This window comes from Niallia taxi (assembly GCF_032818155.1).
In the GTDB taxonomy this organism is placed as follows: Bacteria; Bacillota; Bacilli; order Bacillales; family Cytobacillaceae; genus Niallia; species Niallia taxi_A.
Genome location: NZ_CP102589.1, coordinates 2,647,691 through 2,664,722, shown reverse-complemented (window position 1 = coordinate 2,664,722; position 17,032 = coordinate 2,647,691). Strand labels below are relative to the sequence as shown.

Annotated in this window: 24 protein-coding genes; all 24 read left to right on the top strand. The window is 34.4% G+C overall.

The window, feature by feature from the left end:
• Positions 1-169: 169 nt before the first annotated feature.
• On the top strand, positions 170-826 hold the full coding sequence (locus tag NQZ71_RS13225) for a hypothetical protein (RefSeq protein ID WP_317010816.1): 657 nt from the start codon (positions 170-172) through the stop codon (positions 824-826).
• 527 nt (positions 827-1,353) lie between these two features.
• The gene (locus tag NQZ71_RS13220; protein ID WP_317010815.1) at positions 1,354-2,139 is read left to right on the top strand and encodes a hypothetical protein; all 786 of its coding nucleotides are present in this window, start codon (positions 1,354-1,356) and stop codon (positions 2,137-2,139) included.
• A 418-nt stretch (positions 2,140-2,557) separates the two neighbouring features.
• Positions 2,558-3,136, top strand: a complete 579-nt coding sequence (locus NQZ71_RS13215) for a hypothetical protein (protein ID WP_317010813.1) — start codon at positions 2,558-2,560, stop codon at positions 3,134-3,136.
• Positions 3,117-3,386, top strand: a complete 270-nt coding sequence (locus tag NQZ71_RS13210) for a hypothetical protein (RefSeq protein WP_317010812.1) — start codon at positions 3,117-3,119, stop codon at positions 3,384-3,386. The genes NQZ71_RS13215 and NQZ71_RS13210 overlap by 20 nt, the downstream gene beginning before the upstream one ends.
• Positions 3,387-3,506: 120 nt before the next feature.
• On the top strand, positions 3,507-3,743 hold the full coding sequence (locus NQZ71_RS13205; RefSeq protein ID WP_317010811.1) for a hypothetical protein: 237 nt from the start codon (positions 3,507-3,509) through the stop codon (positions 3,741-3,743).
• 65 nt (positions 3,744-3,808) lie between these two features.
• Positions 3,809-4,015, top strand: coding sequence for a hypothetical protein (locus tag NQZ71_RS13200; RefSeq protein ID WP_317010810.1), 207 nt, complete (start codon positions 3,809-3,811; stop codon positions 4,013-4,015).
• Positions 4,016-4,097: 82 nt separating this feature from the next.
• Positions 4,098-4,601, top strand: coding sequence for a GNAT family protein (locus NQZ71_RS13195; protein WP_317010809.1), 504 nt, complete (start codon positions 4,098-4,100; stop codon positions 4,599-4,601).
• Between the two features lie 108 nt (positions 4,602-4,709).
• Entirely contained in the window at positions 4,710-5,159 is a 450-nt protein-coding gene (locus NQZ71_RS13190; RefSeq protein WP_317010808.1) for a terminase small subunit, read from the top strand.
• Positions 5,160-5,274: 115 nt separating this feature from the next.
• Complete coding sequence (locus NQZ71_RS13185; protein ID WP_317010807.1) at positions 5,275-5,862, top strand: recombinase family protein; 588 nt, start codon at positions 5,275-5,277, stop codon at positions 5,860-5,862.
• Positions 5,863-5,897: 35 nt separating this feature from the next.
• Complete coding sequence (gene terL / locus NQZ71_RS13180; RefSeq protein WP_317010806.1) at positions 5,898-7,358, top strand: phage terminase large subunit; 1,461 nt, start codon at positions 5,898-5,900, stop codon at positions 7,356-7,358.
• A gap of 3 nt (positions 7,359-7,361) precedes the next feature.
• Positions 7,362-8,690 carry a phage portal protein gene (locus NQZ71_RS13175; protein ID WP_317010805.1) on the top strand — a complete coding sequence of 443 codons (1,329 nt, stop codon included), beginning with the start codon at positions 7,362-7,364 and terminating at the stop codon, positions 8,688-8,690.
• Positions 8,690-9,589, top strand: a complete 900-nt coding sequence (locus NQZ71_RS13170; protein ID WP_317010804.1) for a minor capsid protein — start codon at positions 8,690-8,692, stop codon at positions 9,587-9,589. The genes NQZ71_RS13175 and NQZ71_RS13170 overlap by 1 nt, the downstream gene beginning before the upstream one ends.
• 127 nt (positions 9,590-9,716) lie before the next feature.
• The gene (locus NQZ71_RS13165) at positions 9,717-10,013 is read left to right on the top strand and encodes an ImmA/IrrE family metallo-endopeptidase (RefSeq protein ID WP_317010803.1); all 297 of its coding nucleotides are present in this window, start codon (positions 9,717-9,719) and stop codon (positions 10,011-10,013) included.
• A gap of 95 nt (positions 10,014-10,108) precedes the next feature.
• Positions 10,109-10,732 (top strand): DUF4355 domain-containing protein, encoded by a 624-nt coding sequence (locus NQZ71_RS13160; protein ID WP_317010802.1) that lies wholly within the window; start codon positions 10,109-10,111, stop codon positions 10,730-10,732.
• Between the two features lie 2 nt (positions 10,733-10,734).
• Positions 10,735-11,601, top strand: a complete 867-nt coding sequence (locus NQZ71_RS13155; RefSeq protein ID WP_317010800.1) for a phage major capsid protein — start codon at positions 10,735-10,737, stop codon at positions 11,599-11,601.
• A gap of 14 nt (positions 11,602-11,615) precedes the next feature.
• Positions 11,616-11,891, top strand: a complete 276-nt coding sequence (locus tag NQZ71_RS13150; RefSeq protein ID WP_317010799.1) for a hypothetical protein — start codon at positions 11,616-11,618, stop codon at positions 11,889-11,891.
• A gap of 1 nt (position 11,892) precedes the next feature.
• Positions 11,893-12,225, top strand: coding sequence for a head-tail connector protein (locus NQZ71_RS13145; protein ID WP_317010798.1), 333 nt, complete (start codon positions 11,893-11,895; stop codon positions 12,223-12,225).
• On the top strand, positions 12,222-12,542 hold the full coding sequence (locus NQZ71_RS13140; protein WP_317010797.1) for a hypothetical protein: 321 nt from the start codon (positions 12,222-12,224) through the stop codon (positions 12,540-12,542). The genes NQZ71_RS13145 and NQZ71_RS13140 overlap by 4 nt, the downstream gene beginning before the upstream one ends.
• Positions 12,539-12,874, top strand: a complete 336-nt coding sequence (locus tag NQZ71_RS13135; protein ID WP_317010796.1) for a hypothetical protein — start codon at positions 12,539-12,541, stop codon at positions 12,872-12,874. The genes NQZ71_RS13140 and NQZ71_RS13135 overlap by 4 nt, the downstream gene beginning before the upstream one ends.
• Before the next feature lie 5 nt (positions 12,875-12,879).
• Entirely contained in the window at positions 12,880-13,287 is a 408-nt protein-coding gene (gene gp17, locus NQZ71_RS13130; RefSeq protein ID WP_317010795.1) for a tail completion protein gp17, read from the top strand.
• 11 nt (positions 13,288-13,298) lie between these two features.
• A complete protein-coding gene (locus NQZ71_RS13125) occupies positions 13,299-13,772 on the top strand; it encodes a phage major tail protein, TP901-1 family (RefSeq protein ID WP_317010794.1) in 474 nt (157 codons plus the stop codon).
• Between the two features lie 18 nt (positions 13,773-13,790).
• Complete coding sequence (locus tag NQZ71_RS13120; RefSeq protein ID WP_317010793.1) at positions 13,791-14,093, top strand: segregation and condensation protein B; 303 nt, start codon at positions 13,791-13,793, stop codon at positions 14,091-14,093.
• A 95-nt stretch (positions 14,094-14,188) separates the two neighbouring features.
• Positions 14,189-14,518 carry a phenylalanine racemase gene (locus NQZ71_RS13115; protein WP_394374109.1) on the top strand — a complete coding sequence of 110 codons (330 nt, stop codon included), beginning with the start codon at positions 14,189-14,191 and terminating at the stop codon, positions 14,516-14,518.
• Positions 14,519-17,032 carry a phage tail tape measure protein gene (locus NQZ71_RS13110; protein WP_317010791.1) on the top strand — a complete coding sequence of 838 codons (2,514 nt, stop codon included), beginning with the start codon at positions 14,519-14,521 and terminating at the stop codon, positions 17,030-17,032. It begins immediately after the preceding gene.

Below are 17,032 nucleotides of genomic sequence, written 5' to 3'. Positions count from 1 at the left end.
GTTGTTTAAGTTTCGATTATATGGTCAGGAAGATGAGTACAGATTCATTACTTCCATTACTTTATTAAGGAAGGTCACTAAGTATTCAACTGTAGAAATACTCAACTTGCTGAAATTAATGAAAAAGCTACAGGTAATCAAATTAGAAAATTTATCTAGATGGGACTATTTGTTAGATGAACAAGGAAATGTCCGAGATAAAGATATCCTTGTTATAGTTGCTACTGATCTACCACTTACAGTGAGAAAAGAAAAAGAAGTGAATGGGAAGAAGCAGCAATATGATGAACCTGTAGATAAAGATAATTATTACATAGCTGTTTCGTTTTCGATGCTTGAGTATTATAAAGAGTTAGGTCTGAATGAGCGTTATTATCCAATGTACTGTCTGATTTCCAAATGGAGCCATGGATACATTGATGGAAAGATGAATATGAAGATTGAGAAAATGGCAAAGTGTTTAGATTTTGATAAAGACACTATACATAAGACGATTTATGAAATGAACCGAAAGTATGTATTATCATCACATAGAAAAACAAGAACTGCTGGTAATGGATATCGTTTTGAACATTATTTGCTTACAAAATGTAACGAGGAATCAATTGAGCGTTTCTTAGCACAACAGAAAGAGCATATGGATAGATTGGTAAAAAGGGCGGATAAACGTAAAACGAGTAAACAAAAGCTAAATATAGAAGAAGATATAGACATTGATTCGCCAAAAGAAAGTAATATTCCTACGATCGTTGATATCGAGAAAATCCAGGTATCGAAAAGAGAAGAAGATGATTTCTATACTGATATTGAAGCTATATTTGGGTGAAGGTTATACAGATATACATAATTGGTCAAAAATGGTCAGGGTGTTAACTAGCAATAAAAAAAGCGTGTACAATTAGAAAAACGCTAGAACCCTTGGGGGAGTAAGGACTGAGTTGTTTTTAAGGGAAATAAACTAATTAAAAAATGCCAAAAACGTTAATGTACCAAGGCTTTGTTGCACTTTTGAGATAAACTTCTTTAAAGGAGGAAAAGCTAATGTACAAGTGAAAGGGTAATTTTCTCCCCTATCCCTTTTTCTTCTATTTAGTAGTGTAAATAAATTAATATATTTTCCGACGATTAACCATCAAAACGTTGATACATAAGGGTTTTGAAAGTGTGCAATAGGAAGGTAGTAGCGAAACTGAAACCTCGTAAAACATTGATATACCAAGGCTTTTAAAGTTTCATGCAAATAAGGGTATGTTCTATTCATTGAGAAATGCCTATATACCAAGGTTTGTAGGTCTTTTTTAAGATTTAGAGATAATCTCCTTTAAAGGAGCAAGTAAAAGGTGGAGTTGTAATATGTACAAATACAATGAAAAGAAATATGTTGAACACATTTTTAAGAATGGGTTTAGTGGCAAACACATAAATAATGAAATCAGGCTACTTGCAATCCATTATAAAGAGCAGGGCTATAATGAAACTGAAAGAGAAAACCTTCTCTATGAATTCTGTGAAAAAAATCTTGAGGCATTTGATCGTGTTGAATACTTTAAGAAAATCAACGCTGCATTAAATAATGCTAATAAAAACGAGGCTCGGCTGATTGAAGTTTCTAAAATAAATGTAAATCAAACAGAATTAAATTACATAGATCAACTTAATCTAAGTCATGATTATAAGAAAATAATCTTTACCCTTCTTATATTGGATAAGTTGAACAAAGAAGTTCAGAAGCAACGTGATCCTGAGAAGTTAAATGATGAGCATTTCTTTGGTGGAACAAATAAGAACTACAAAGAATTGATTGATGCTTCAACAGTTCATATGAAGAGTAAGAAAATACATAGTATAATTAGAGAGTTTGCTGAGTTAGGTATTGTTGAGATTCGTGGCAGAGGTTATATTAAACTATCATTTATTTATTCCTTACATAATCAAAAAAATAAGTTACTTACTATCTCGAGCTATGATGATATTGGTCATTATTATGATTTCATCCATTGTAAAAACCGAATTATTGAATGCAATATGTGCAAATCACTTATTAAGGCGACATCGAATACAAAAAAATATTGTGATCAATGCGCTAAGGATAGAGAAAAGGCTAGGAAAAGGAACTGGAAACAAACAAATAAACAATAGTAGCGAAAACGAAAAACGCTGAAACCCTTGGTACATCTAGGTTTCTAGCACTCTCGGTAAAATTGTACTATATGAAAGGAAATACTGTCTTTCATTAATTATGTCTGTGATGATACAGATTACTTACCAGTCGAAACAACTTCAACAGTGAATAAGTTAATGGTGAAAAGCTTTAACACAGTGAGGAAACGGAGGGGTGAAATGCCCTCCAAATTCACATGCGAAGGAGATTGGAAAAAATAAATTTACCTTACATACATAATACATATTAGTTTGGGTTTAATTCGTTTTTTGTGCAAATAAATTAATAACATAAATACATACTTATACATATTGAGCTATACATAAAATGCAATTTACAGGTCAAGGGATAACTATTCCCTTGGCTTTTATTATTTATAAGGGAGTGTTTTACATAGTGACAGAATTAGTAAAAGCAGGGGATTTAATTAAGGAGATACCTGGATTTAGTCTTTATTTAGCAAATTTAGAAACAGGTAAAATTTATAAGAAGCCAACTGCGACTAAAGAAGGTTTTTATCTGAATTTGAATCCTAATGATGTAGGTTACGTGTATGGCAGCTTCTTAAATGATAATGGAGATTGGATTCCGATGAGTGTTCATACTGTTATCCTTGCAGCTGCATTTGAGGATAATCCCACTAAACCTTTTTGGTTAAATAAGAATTTAGAAATTGATCACAGAAACTCATTGAAGCATGATTGTAGGTTCAATAACCTGTCTTTAGTGACTAAGAAATTAAATCATCAAAAGATTGATCGAAGCACACCAAAATCTAAAAGGTTAAAAGATGAGGTTGTTATAGGAATAAGAAAGTCCTACAAGGATTGGGTTGAAAGTGGTAAACCTAAAATTGCATTTTATAAAGCTACAGCAACTGAATTAGGAATGAATTGCTGGCAAACAGCTCAGTACATTTGTTTGAATATTAACTACAAAAATGTAAAAGGAGAAAATGATGGGCTACTTAAGTGATCGAGTGTTTTTTGAAGAAACTAGACCAGTATATAGACTGTTGAATCAAGCTATGAGAGATATCACAGAGAATGAAAAAGGGTTTTATGAATCCATTTTTACATCTGGATATGAAGAGCTTGAGTATGATGATCAAAATTTGCTGGTTGGGGTAATCCAAGGAGATTATGGATTGGAAATTAAAGATATTATAGATTGTTGCATAGAAGAAAAAGTCAAAGAAATTAAAAAAATACAAAACATAAAGTAAATTATACATATAGGGTAACTGTAAATTTCTTTTGATTCTACAAAAAATTCAATGTTTTCGTTATTAAGAAGGAATTATCTGTTATATTGTCGAATAAGGCAGTATAGGAGGTGAATATTTATGGTAGAAAACAATGAGGAATTGTTTGTAACACTTGGTTACGAATTAATAAAAGCGAAAGTGCAAATTGAAGTCCTTAAAAGTGTTATTCAAGAAAGTACTGGTATTGATGATGCAAGATTTGATGAACTGTTTGAAGAAAAGTATGATGCCATTTCTAAAAAAACATTTATGAATATCATGAAACTTACTGAAGAAGAGTATCAAGAAACAGCAGCAGCTCATGAAGGTGAGTAAAGACATTCGATATAATGTTTATCTATTTTCTACAATTAGCAATTTTAGGAAAGGAGGTATTCTGAATGGCTATTGGATTAACAAAACAAGACATTGAAAATTCACTACAGCAAAATGGACTAGGTGATGGAGAAGTTATATCATCATCTGCTCTAAGACAAGCTATAGCAAACGTTATTATTGAAAATAATAAAGCTATAGAGAAACAGGTTACAGAAAAAGTTTCTGGTGATTTGTTAAAAGGTGTGAATAAATTAGGCGGCAGATGGTAAGAGCATCCTTTAAGGGTGCTTTTTATTGTTTTGAAGGATACTTACTCATATTGTTGAATTAAATAGAAAGGAGGAGTATCTTTTGAATGATAAGGACAAAATTATGAAGCAGTTAATATTAAGTTGGGGTATGCCAGATATTATTAACAAAGAAAATATTGTATTTAAATTTGATAATAAAGAACTTTTGAATACTGGGGAAACCGGATACCATTGCCGGGATGGTGACGTGAAATTTTGTCTTTATGACATAATTAATAAAAGTGCATTGTTTTCCATGGAATTTTTTATAAGTAGACCTTTCGAAGCAGGTACTTATAAAAGAGACTACAGAGTCAATTTGAATTTACTTTACCTACATGAAGATTCACATAGAAAAAAAGGGATAGCTAGTTATTACATTGAAAGACTGATAAGCTATGCTGTCCAAGAAAAAATTGAATGTATAGTAGTAAATCCTAATGCCAATGCACTGAACTTTAAATATGACATAAAAGAAAATTCTTTAGAACAAGAGGAATTGAAGAGATTCTATAAAAAAAGAAGCACTAAAGAAATGCCTGTAATTTTTGTAACAGAAGGATAATAACTTGATAAAATCACATTTAAACTCGGCACCTCAAAATGAGGTGTCTTTTTTTGTGTGATACAAAAGTATCTAACTCATAAATTTAGTCATAAAGGAGGTGTATTGATGCCTAGAGCAGAAAAGAGTAAGCGTGATGAATTAACATTTCAACAAAGGAAATTTGTAAATGAATACTTGAAGCATGGAAACGGTAGAAACGCAGCAATAGCAGCAGGATATAGTGAAAAGAGTGCAGATAGTCAAGCGAGTCAAATACTAAAACTTCCTAAGATTAAGAAAGCAATTGAAGCTAAAGAGAAGGAATTTGAAATGGCTTCTTTGATTACTGTTGAAAGTATTCTAGAGAAGATTCTTAGTATTGCAGATGATGAAGAAGCATCAAATAGCGAAAAGTTACAAGCTTTAAAATTACTGGGACAACATAAAGCAATGTTTACTGATAAGCAAATTGTTAAGACTGAAAAAGGTAATCCATATGAGGAAATGTCAGATGAAGAAATTATGAAAATGATTGATCAACAAAATGTATTACCGTTTAAGAATAAGCTCAATTAAATAGTGTCATATCTTTTAAGTATTGACACTTAATTTCATGTGTAGTAATATCAAGGTATTAAAAGGTGTCGTAACTTAGTACCATAAATACTTTGATAAAAGTGAGGTTCTACATATGAAATACGGATATGCAAGGGTGTCAACGAAATCTCAGGAAGATAACACAAGTTTAAATCAGCAGAAATCCTGGTTAATGGAACAAGGGGTATCACCTGACAATATTTATTGGGAAGTTGCTTCAGGTAAGGACAATGATAGAAAGCAATTCCAAGAAGTATTGAGTAAGCTTAAACATGGTGATGAACTAATTGTCAATAAGCTGGATAGGTTTGCTCGTTCAATTGAACATGGGATAAGAGAAATAAACAGTCTGTTGGCTAAAGGTGTCATTGTTAATGTGGGTAATTTCAAACGGATTGATCCTACAGATAATAAAGATCCTATTCAGAATGCTATGCTAAGTATGATGCTTACATTTGCTCAACTTGAACGTGAAATGATTGTTATGCGTACACAGGAAGGTAAAGCAATAGCAAAGCAGCGTGAGGACTTCAGAGAAGGTAGACCATCTGTACATAAGAAGAAAGCTATTGAGCATGCTTTGGAATTATTAGCAACTCATACGTATAAAGAAGTAACAGAGAAAACAGGTATTAGTAAAAGTACATTAATAAGAGCAAAGAAGAAGGCTGACCAAATATAGGTCAGTCTTTTTTATTGTAATGGGAGGCGGTTACAGTGGATGTTGAATTAATAAAGCAGCAATTAGCATTACAACGTGAGATGAAACTAAGGATAGCTAGGAAATCATTCTGGGAGTTCTGCAAGGTGTTAGAGCCTGATTTCTATAAGGAAGACCGAACATACTTGAAAGTAATTTGCACCACGCTACAAGGCTTATATGACGGTACATTGATCAATTATAAGACAGGTAAACCATATAAGAAATTAATGATGAACATACCACCAAGGCATGGTAAATCACGCTCATTAGTCAACTTCACTAAGTGGTTACTAGGTATCAATAATCAAAACAAGATTATCACAGCTTCCTATAACGATGACATGGCAACAGACTTTTCACGTTATTGTCGTGACGGAATCAAGGAAACTAAGAATATCCCAACTGATATTATCTATAACGATGTATTTCCTAACACTCGAATTAAGGATGGCAATGCAAGTGTTCAAACATGGGCATTAGAAGGGTCATTCTTCTCGTATAAGGGTGTAGGTATTGGTGGAGGTGTAACTGGTAAGGGTGCTAACATTCTTATCTGTGATGACTTGGTTAAAGATATCGAAGTGGCAACTAATGACGATTCTTTAGAAAAGATATGGAAATGGTACACAGGTACATTTATTTCTCGTGCTGAGTCTAATTCCATTGAAATAATGAATATGACAAGATGGGCTAATGATGACCCATGTGGAAAGATACTCCAAACAGAAGATGCTGACGAATGGTATGTACTGAAAATGGAAGCTTATGATGAGAAAACAGATACAATGTTATGTGAAGACGTTCTTTCAAAGGAACGTTATTTTTATTTAAAAAGAAATACTGATCCATTAGCATTCATGTCTAACTATCATCAAGAGCCAATTGATGTTAAAGGTTCACTATACAAGGAAATACAAGTATACAATGACGTTCCAACAGATTCCAAAGGACATCCAGACTTTGAACAAATTATATCCTATACTGATACTGCTGATTTGGGTAACGACTATCTATGCTCCATTGTTGCTGGTATTAGAAAAGGGGAAGCTTACATACTCGATGTCTATTACTCTAAGGATGGAATGGAAGTAACTGAGCCTAACACAGCTGAATTGTTCTATAAGAATAAAGTGGATTATGCAAAGATTGAGTCTAACAACGGCGGACGTGGATTTGCTCGTAACGTAGAACGACTATTATGGGATAATCATCAGACTCGTAAGCCTGTTATTAGTTGGTTTCATCAATCTAAGAATAAGAAAGCTCGTATACTTTCAAACTCACACTTCATAATGAAACACGTTTACTTTCCTCATGATTGGAATGTTAAATGGAAGGATTTTTACAAAGCGATAACAACTTATCAAAAGGATAAGAAAAATAAAAACGATGATGCTGTTGATGCTCTAACAGGTATCGTTGAAATTATTGGGAAGAAACCAGCTACTGTCAAATTTTTTAAAGGGGGGTTATAACAGTTGGTAGTATTTATACACCCAAGAGAAGAAGAAATTACAGCAGATGTAGTTAATAAGTTTATCAAATTACACCAGGCTGAATTACCAAGATACAACAAGCTTAAAAATCTATACGAAAGTCTAGCACCTATCTTATCTAGAGAAGCTAAAGACAGTTTTAAACCAGATAACAGGCTAGTTGTTAACTTTGCTAAATACATTGTAGATACATTTAATGGTTATTTCATTGGGATTCCCATCAAAGTTAGTCATGATGACCAAGGTGTTAATGAACGAACAGACAATTTCTTAAAACGAAATGATATGGATGATAATCAAGCTGAATTATCTAAAATGACTTCTATTTATGGTCATGCGTTTGAAATTCTTTATCAAAATGAGGAATCAGAGACATGTTGTACTTATAATTCTCCAATGGATATGTTCATTGTTTATGATGATACCATTGCTCAGAAGCCATTTTTTGCGGTTAGATATCAGAAAACAGATGATGGCATCAAAGGATTACTATTTACCTCAACCGAAGAAGTAACTATTTCAGAAGGTAAAGATGGATTAATCTTATCTGATAATCAAGCTCGATTTTATGGTGATGTTCCAGTTGTTGAATACATAGAGAATGAAGAAAGAAAATCAGTATTTGAATCTGTTGAATCATTGATTAATGCTTATGACAAGAGTATTTCAGAAAAAAGTAATGATGTAGACTACTTTGCTGACGCTTATTTGAAATTATTAGGAATAGATCTTGATGAAGAAGCCTTACAAAAAATTCGAGATAATCGAATTATAAATCTAAATGGTTCAGAAGATGATGCTACGAAACTAATTGTTGAATTCATGGAAAAACCAAATGGAGATGCCAGCCAAGAACATTTATTGGATAGACTTGAGCGACTTATTTATCAAATTAGTATGGTATCGAATATTAATGATGAGTCATTTGGAGATGCTTCAGGAGTAGCACTTGAATTTAAACTACAGCCCATGAAGAATTTAGCAGCAATGAAAGAAAGAAAATTCACATCAGCTATGAACAGACGTTTTAAAATGGTATTCAATTTACCAACGAATATGGAAGCTAGCAAGAAAGACGAGTGGAGAAACTTGAATTATAAGTTTACAAGAAACATTCCACGCAATATCGCAGATGAAGCAACAGTTGCTGCTCAATTAGCAGGTGTGGTATCTAAAGAAACTCAATTAAGTGTACTTTCAATTGTAGATAATCCTAAACAGGAAATCGAGAGAATGGCAGCTGAAACGGAGAGCCAAGGTACTGATTATACAGTTGATTCAGATGGTGACTTTGCAACTGGTGAAGAATAATGGATGCTGAAAGAAAATCCTATTGGGAACAAAGGATGATTCAGTTATTTTTGTCTCAGGATAAAAGGAATACCAAGCTTGAGAAGAAGATAAACAAAGAGTATTTATGGTTAGAGGAGCAAATTAAGAAAGAAATAGCTGCTTTTTACACGAAATACAGTAAAGATGATGTTATCGAATACCGTAAACTTGTCTTATCCCTTACAGATGGGGAAAGAAATCTCTTGTACCAGGATTACGATACATTTGCTAAGAAGTATCCTAAATATGCTCATTTAATGCCTGTTCGTGAGTCTATATACAAGCTTAATAGACTTGAAGGGTTACAGTTAAACATTAGAATGAACTTACTTGAATTAGGAGCATATGAAGAAGAACAGTTCCAACTCGCTTTGCAACAAACCTACGAAAATGGATATCTAACAACAATGAAGGGGTTAAGTAACGCACCTTCTTTTTTTACGCTTAATTCTGTAGTAATGGTTCAAACACTCAATGAAAATTGGATTGATGAAGGAAACTTTTCTACTCGAATATGGGGCAATAAAGAAAGGTTAATTAAAGTACTCAACAATGAAATCCGAGATGCGTTTATTCGTGGTGATGATTATAGGCAAATGGCTAAAATTATTCAACATCGAACTGGTGTAGGAGAAAACGATGCTAAAAGATTGCTTCAGACAGAGTATAACTTTGTAATGAATCAAGCTAATAAACAAGCATTTAAGGATGCTGGTGTAACTCGATATGAGATATCCGCAGTAATGGATAAAAAGACAAGTAGAACTTGTAGAAATTTAGATGGTGAACAGTTTGAAATGGAGAATGCGAAAGTTGGGGTAAATTATCCACCTTTTCATGCTCGTTGTCGAACAACAGTTATTCCGGTTGAAAATTAAGGGGGGGAGATTAATTGTCTATTTTAACAGCACTTCAATATGGAGCATGTACAGTAATTCTTGCTATTGCTCTATCTATAAGCATTGTACTTGTAGGTACTACTATTAAGGAAGTTAGGAAGAAAAAATGATACCTAATAAAATTAATGTTGCGGGAATTGATTATAGTGTTCACTTTGTAGATTTTATTGAAATTGATGGTAACAGAAATTATCAAGGTTCTTGTAGTTATCAAGAAAGTGAAATAAGTGTACTTAACAATCTAAGTAAGAATAGAAAAGAACAAGTATTTGTTCATGAGTTAGTCCATGCAATATTTAATGAAGCAGGATTTGATGCGCAAGATGAAGATATGGTGAATCGTTTAGGCATCGTCTTGTACCAAGTACTAAAAGATAATAAATTGTCATTTGAAAAGTCATAGTTATCTAGGCTTTTTTATTTTGTCCATAACCGTGCTGGTGACATTAAACTGCATGAGTAATAACCCCACCAAGGGTATAAAGAGAGGAATTAACAATGAAACTAGAAAAATTATTACCTTTGAATCTACAGTTCTTCGCAGAAGAAGATACTGATAACCAAGATAACAACGATAATCAAGACAATCAGGAAAATCAGAATCAAAACGAAGACAAAAATCAAAATGGTAAGACTTATTCAGAAGAAGAAGTACAGAAAATGGTTAAGGATCGTGTTGCACGAGAAAAGAAAGCAGCAGAAAAGGCAATTGATGAAGCTAAGAAATTAGCAAAGATGAATGAAGATGAAAAAGCAAAATACGAACTAGAAAAACTTCAAAAGAAATTAGCTGAGTATGAACGTAAAGAATCATTTTATTCATTGTCTAAGGAAGCTTCAAAAATGCTATCTGAAAATGCAATTAGTGTAGATGATGATTTACTTGCCTTTGTAGTAAAAGAAACAGCAGAGGATACACAAGCAGCAGTTAATTCTTTTGTAACATTGATTAACGCAAAGGTTGAAGAAGGCGTTAAAAAAGCGTTAAAAGGTACATCACCTAAAGTAACAACTAATAACAAAGCAATGACTAAGCAAGAAATTTTAGCAGAAAAAGACACAACGAAGCGTCTTAAATTAATTGAAGAAAATCCACAACTATTTAATAACTGGAGGAATTAACAATGGCAGAACAAAACTTACAAAAAACTGGTGATTTGGCAAAGGTACAATCAGTAGACTTCGCAGAGAGATTTGGTGAAAACCTAAACAAATTAAAAGAGGCTCTTGGTGTTACACGCACTATGCCACTAGCAAGCGGTATGACTATTAAAACTTATAAATCTTCAGTGACTATGGCTGAACAAGCAAACATTGGAGAAGGTGAAATCATTCCACTTTCTAAAGTGAATACTGAGCCTGATAAAATTATTGAATTGACTTTTAATAAGTATCGCAAAGCAGTATCCGCAGAAGCAATTCAAAGACATGGTTATAATCAAGCTGTTGCTGAAACAGATGAGAAATTATTGAGAGAGATTCAAAAAGGTGTTCGTTCTGAATTCTTTGGTTTCCTAGCTTCTGGAACAGGTACTGCAACTGCAACTAATTTACAAGGTGCGTTTGCTCGTGCGTGGGGAAGAATCCAAACTCTGTTTGAAGATGATGCAGCTCAGACAGTTGTTTTTGTTAATCCAGAAGACATTGCAGACCATTTAGCAAAAGCTGAAGTATCAATGCAAAATACATTCGGTCTACAATACATTCAAAACTTTGCTGGTGTTGATACAGTATTTATTAATGCTTCTGTACCAAAAGGAACTATTTACGCTACTGCTCCAGAAAATATTGTACTAGCTTATGTACAAATCAGTGGTGGAGAACTTGGAAGAGCATTTGATTTTACTACAGAAGAACTAGGTTTGATCGGTGTTACTCATGGTAATGAAATCAATACTCTTACTGTTGAAACAGTGGCGCTATCTGGAGTTAAATTATTCGCTGAACACCTTGATGGAGTTGTGAAAGTTACTATTGCTCCTGCAGTGTAAGAAAGGGTGATTAAATGTATAAAGTAATTTCCATTTTCAGTGATTTAGAGGATAACAAAAGAGTTTACGAGGTGGGAGATATTTTTCCACGAGAAGGTGTAGAAGTATCGGAAAGTCGTTTAAATGCTCTTTCAACTGAAAAAAATACAGCTAAAAAAGTATTTATTGAAAAGGTTGAAGTTGAGTATCCTCAGCATTCAGGAGGAGCTTATTATGAACTTTCTAATGGTGAAAAGGTAAAAGGTAAGGAAGCAGCTATCGAAGCCGAAAACGCCTTAAAAGGTGAGTGAAATGGCTGTTAGAGATAGAGTTTTAATCCGTAAACCTGAAATCAATCAAGCTCTACTTGATGAATTAGTTATGACTGCCCTTGATCGTATTAATATACGGTTAGGGGTAACTATTTTACCTGTTGAATTGGAATCAGTTGCTGTTGATATTGTCTGTGCCATGTACAATAAATGGTTGAATAGTAATGAGGGTATGAAGTCAGAAAATGTAGATACATCCAAAGTTACATTTTTTGATGATATTTTATCAGAATACAAGACTGATTTTTCTAGATACCTAGAAGTGAAAAAGAAACAGGAAAACGCAAACAGAGGAGTGTTGAGATTCTTATGAGATTCTTACCACTCTTTTTATATGGAAATCAAGAAATTGGAAGCGATCAGTTGAATAACCCTATATATGAACAAGTTCTGATAGGTGAGTCACTTGGTCGCTTTTCATCATGGTCAGCGAAAGAAGTTGCTTTAGATAATCGAGAAGTAACAGTGAACAACCGAAAAATCATTACACAAGCTAAAAAAGAAACATTGTTACAAGTTGATAAAGTGAAAATGGATGGGCTTTACTATTCTATTACGGAAATAATTGGTGATGATTACAGTCGATGGCGAATATTAGTTGTTAATCGATATGGAAGTGAGCAGTATTGAGAATTACATTCGATGGACTAGAAAGACTGGAAGAGAAATTGATACAAAAGAGCAGAACAGACTTTGAATCTGTTGCTCAGAAGAGTGCACGGGATATTTATACAAGATCACAAGGATCCGGTGGAACTCCTGTTGATACTGCTCAGTTAAGATTGTCAGCGCAATATAGAGGTGACGAGGTAGGGTATGGAGTCCATTATGCTCCTCATGTTGAATATGGACATCGCTTAGCTAATGGGGGATATGTTCCCGGTCAGTATTTTCTTAAGCGAAATGTGGATACTCAGCGACCTATTTATAAACAGGATTTAATTGCTAAGTTAAAGGAGTAATGAAAATGTTACAAAAATTATCCTTTATCTCTGTTCTAGCTGGAGTCATTCAGAAAGTGGAAGAAAATACAGGATTACGCTGTTATGACGCAGTACCGAAAGACAACCCAGTTCCTTACTACCACGCTGAAATGCTCGGCTCTATTCCAGAGAAAAGTAAAACTATGCAGAAAGACAGATATCAAGTTGTAATTCATGTACATACAGAAGGAAATGGTTCTACAAAGGTATTTGAAGCTATTCAGAAACTAGAAGAAGCATTAACAGAAGATATAAATTTACCTGGTGATTATAAAGTAACTCTACAAGTACCAAATGGCGTTTCTCAAATATTAAATGAAGCCGATGGTACGAAACATGCAATTGTAGGATATGACTTCGTAGTCTTTTCAGGATACAAAATGAAGATATAGGAGGGGCTATCATGAGTGAAGCTCTAAAAACGGAATTAACAGGTCAATTAAATAAAGCTACTGCAGGTAAGGATATCTTGTTATCCATGTGGAATTCTACTGGAACTACATTACTTGCAGTTGCAGGACAGCAAGGTCTTACGATTAATCGTGATAAAGATACCATTGAAGTAACATCGAAAGATTCAAACGGCTGGAAACAGTTTGCAGTTGGGTTTAAAGAATGGTCTATTGATAATGATGGGGTTTACGTTAGAGATCATGCTTCTCATAAATTCTTAAAAGAAGCATTTGAAAAGGATGAACCGATTTTAATAAAGGTTTCAAATCAGAAAACAAAAACGGATATGTTCGGCGGACTTGTATTAGTAACATCTTATCCAATCGAAGCTCCATATGATGATTCTGTAACATATACAGCATCATTACAAGGGACTGGAGCACTTGTTGACTTAGAAGATGCACCACAAACACCAGAAGTTTAATTTAGGAGGAGAAAATAAATGTTTACAGTAGATGAAACAGTATACACATTGAAATACAATAAGAAAAAATTAAAAACAATCGAACTGGTAACAAAAACAAGCATTATTGGAGAGGTAGCTAAGAATAACGGTATCCTTCCATATCAAACACTTGAAACACTTTTCTCTGCAGCCTTAGTAGAAGAGTCCACTAATGAAGTGGTGAAGCAAAGTATCGCAGTTGAAATGTTCGATAAGGTAGTAGAAGAAAACGGACTACTCACTGTAAATACAGCGATTATTGAAAAATTACAAGAAGACTTGGGGTTTATGTTCCGTTAGAGCTGACCGAAAGTGATCTGCCTAACGATTATGAACCAACTCCAGCAGATATAAGAAAAGCAAAATTAGCTGAGCCCTATCTATATGAGATGGACTTGGCTTTTTTTGTTGTTCGAATTGGCATTTCTCGCTCTGAGTTTGACCAATTAACCGAAACAGAAAAGTTATTTATTAGGAAAGAGCATGAAAATAAATTCATTCATGACACTACATGGATGCGTAACGCAATGTTGAATGCCGAAGCGAATGCAAATCGGAAAAAAGGCAGTAAGTTTCTCGAATTATTCCGGAAAAAGGCACACAAAGTGGACAAGGATTATAACGAAAATGCTGTCAATGCCATTCTTGATGTTGAATCTAAGAAAGGGAAATCTTGGGTGGATAAGATTTTCAAAGCAAATAACATAAAGAAGGGAGGTAAATAGATGGCGGATTATACGTTAAGCGCAAGGATTACTGGTGATGCTAGTGGGTTTACCAGGGCTTTCCAGAGTGCAAACGAGTCTCTTAACAACCTTTCTGAACAAGTAAAAAGTGTAGGACAAAAAATAAATGATATGGGTCAGAAAACGGCTTTAGCTGGAGCTGGTATCACTGCGGGAATTACGACACCATTTATTGGAGCTATAAAAACCACCGCAGATTTCGATACAGCCATGCGAAAAGCAGGGGCTATTGCTGGGGCAAGCTCAAAAGAATTAGATACTATGACTCAATCAGCATTAGACTTAGGCGCTAGTACATCACTTTCAAGTAGTGAAGTTGCTACAGCGATGACTGAGATGGCTGCTAAAGGTTTTGATGCTAATCAAGTAATTAGTGCTATGCCTGGTGTTATCGCTGCAGCTGAAGCAAGTGGTGAAGACCTAGCTCTTGTATCAAATACTGTTGCAAGTGCTCTGAATGGCTTCCAGATGGAAGCTGATAAGTCAGGTAAAGTTGCGGATATTTTAGCGATGACTGCAAATAAAACAGCAGCGGGAATTAGTGATATGAGCTACTCCTTTAAATATGCTGCTGCACCTGCTGCTTCATTAGGAATTAGCATAGAAGAATTATCTGCTTCAACTGGTTTAATGGTCAATGCTGGTCTAGATGGTAGCCAAGCAGGTACAACATTAAGATCTGCATTTATTAGTTTGGCAAAACCTGATTTATTGGTTAACATGGGCTTTAGTCCAGATATAGCAAGTAGATTGATGACAATTACATCTCAATTGGGTGGAATCATTACTTCTTTTTGGGATATATGGTTCGGTTCAATGAGTGTTAAGGACAATGTTGATTTTATGCAAACGCTTGGGATATCTGAAGGTACAGCTACAAAGGTAGGTAACATAGCTACATTTATTCAAAATGCAGTTTCTACAGCCATAGAAGTAATTAAACAAGTTGTCGCTTCAGCACCAGGAATATTTAGTTCCGTGTTTTCCACGATAACAGGTACAATTGACAGTCTTATTCCAATTTTCACTTCAGTTTGGCAAATTGTCTCAACGTTCTTTTCTAGCCTATTCAGTGGATTCCAACAAGCTGGTGGAGTCGGTAGCGGATTTGTTATTCAGTTCATTTCTATTTTTGCAGGATTAAATCCAATTGTAAAAATGGTTATTATGCTGTTTCAAAATTTCGGTCCGGAAATTGCCAGTGCGTTCCAACAAGTAGCATCATTGGTATTGCCATTAGTGGCAACGTTAGGAACTTCAATAGGACAACTTGCGAGTGCAATTATTCCATTGATTATGCAAGCCATGGCTTCTTTAATACCTGTTGTTATTCAACTAGGTATGACATTTATGAATATTGTTAGTGCTGTTTTACCTATTCTTATCGGATTGTTCAATCAGTTATTTCCGATAATAATGCAAGTCGTAATGATCGTGATTAATTTGGTAGCGCAGTTGATGCCATTAGTAGCTGTCATTATTAGTGCCTTGTTACCTGTGGTGCAAAGTCTAATTATGGCATTTATGAATATTGTAGAATCTGTTGCACCAGCTCTTATTGCAATAATACAAGTAATTATCGGAGTAATTCAGGCTCTACTACCTGTGATTATGCTTATTGTTACTGTTGTTGTGCAAGTTGTAGCAGCGATTATCTCTGCTCTTAGTCCTATAGTTGCTATTATTGCAGGTATTATTAGTGCAATCATAGCTGTAATTTCTCCTATAGTTGTATTTATAGCCGGCATAATTACTAGCATAATTGCGGTAATAACACCGATTATTGCAGTTGTAGCAGGAATTTTCAGTACAGTTTTCACTGTTGTGTCTGGAGTGTTCCAAAATATTATGACCTTTATAGGAGCTGCAATAAACAAAATTGGCTCCATTATTAGTGGTTTAAGCTCAACAGTTTCTAGTGTGTTCAGCACAATCTTTTCAACAGTCTCAAGTATTATGAATAGTGTTTCCAATAAGATTATTGGTGTTTTCGACGCTATTAAAGGTGCTTGGAATGGATTGACTGCATTCGTTAGTGGTGTATTCAGTGGTATTTCTGGATCAGTTAGTCAATTGGTTGGACAGGTAAAAGGCTTTGTTAACGATGTAATTGGTGGTATTAATAGCGCAGTCTCCTTAATCAATAAGATTCCAGGAGTTGAAATTGGACATATTCCAATGTTGGCAAGAGGTACAGACGATTGGCTAGGTGGATTTGCTCGGATTAATGAAGGTGGACGAGGTGAACTTGTAAACTTACCTAATGGCGCACAGGTAGTTCCTCATGATGTTTCAATGCGTTATGCAAGAGAAGCAGGAAGGAATACCAGAGATCAATTAGTTGTAGATAGAGGTTCACAAGGTAATAGTCAGATTATCATTAACCCAGCACCGGTATACATAGATGGTTATGAACTTGCACAGGTTCAATTTGAACACATTGATGACATGATACAAGATAACACTCAAAGAAAATTAGGAAGAAGGGGGTGA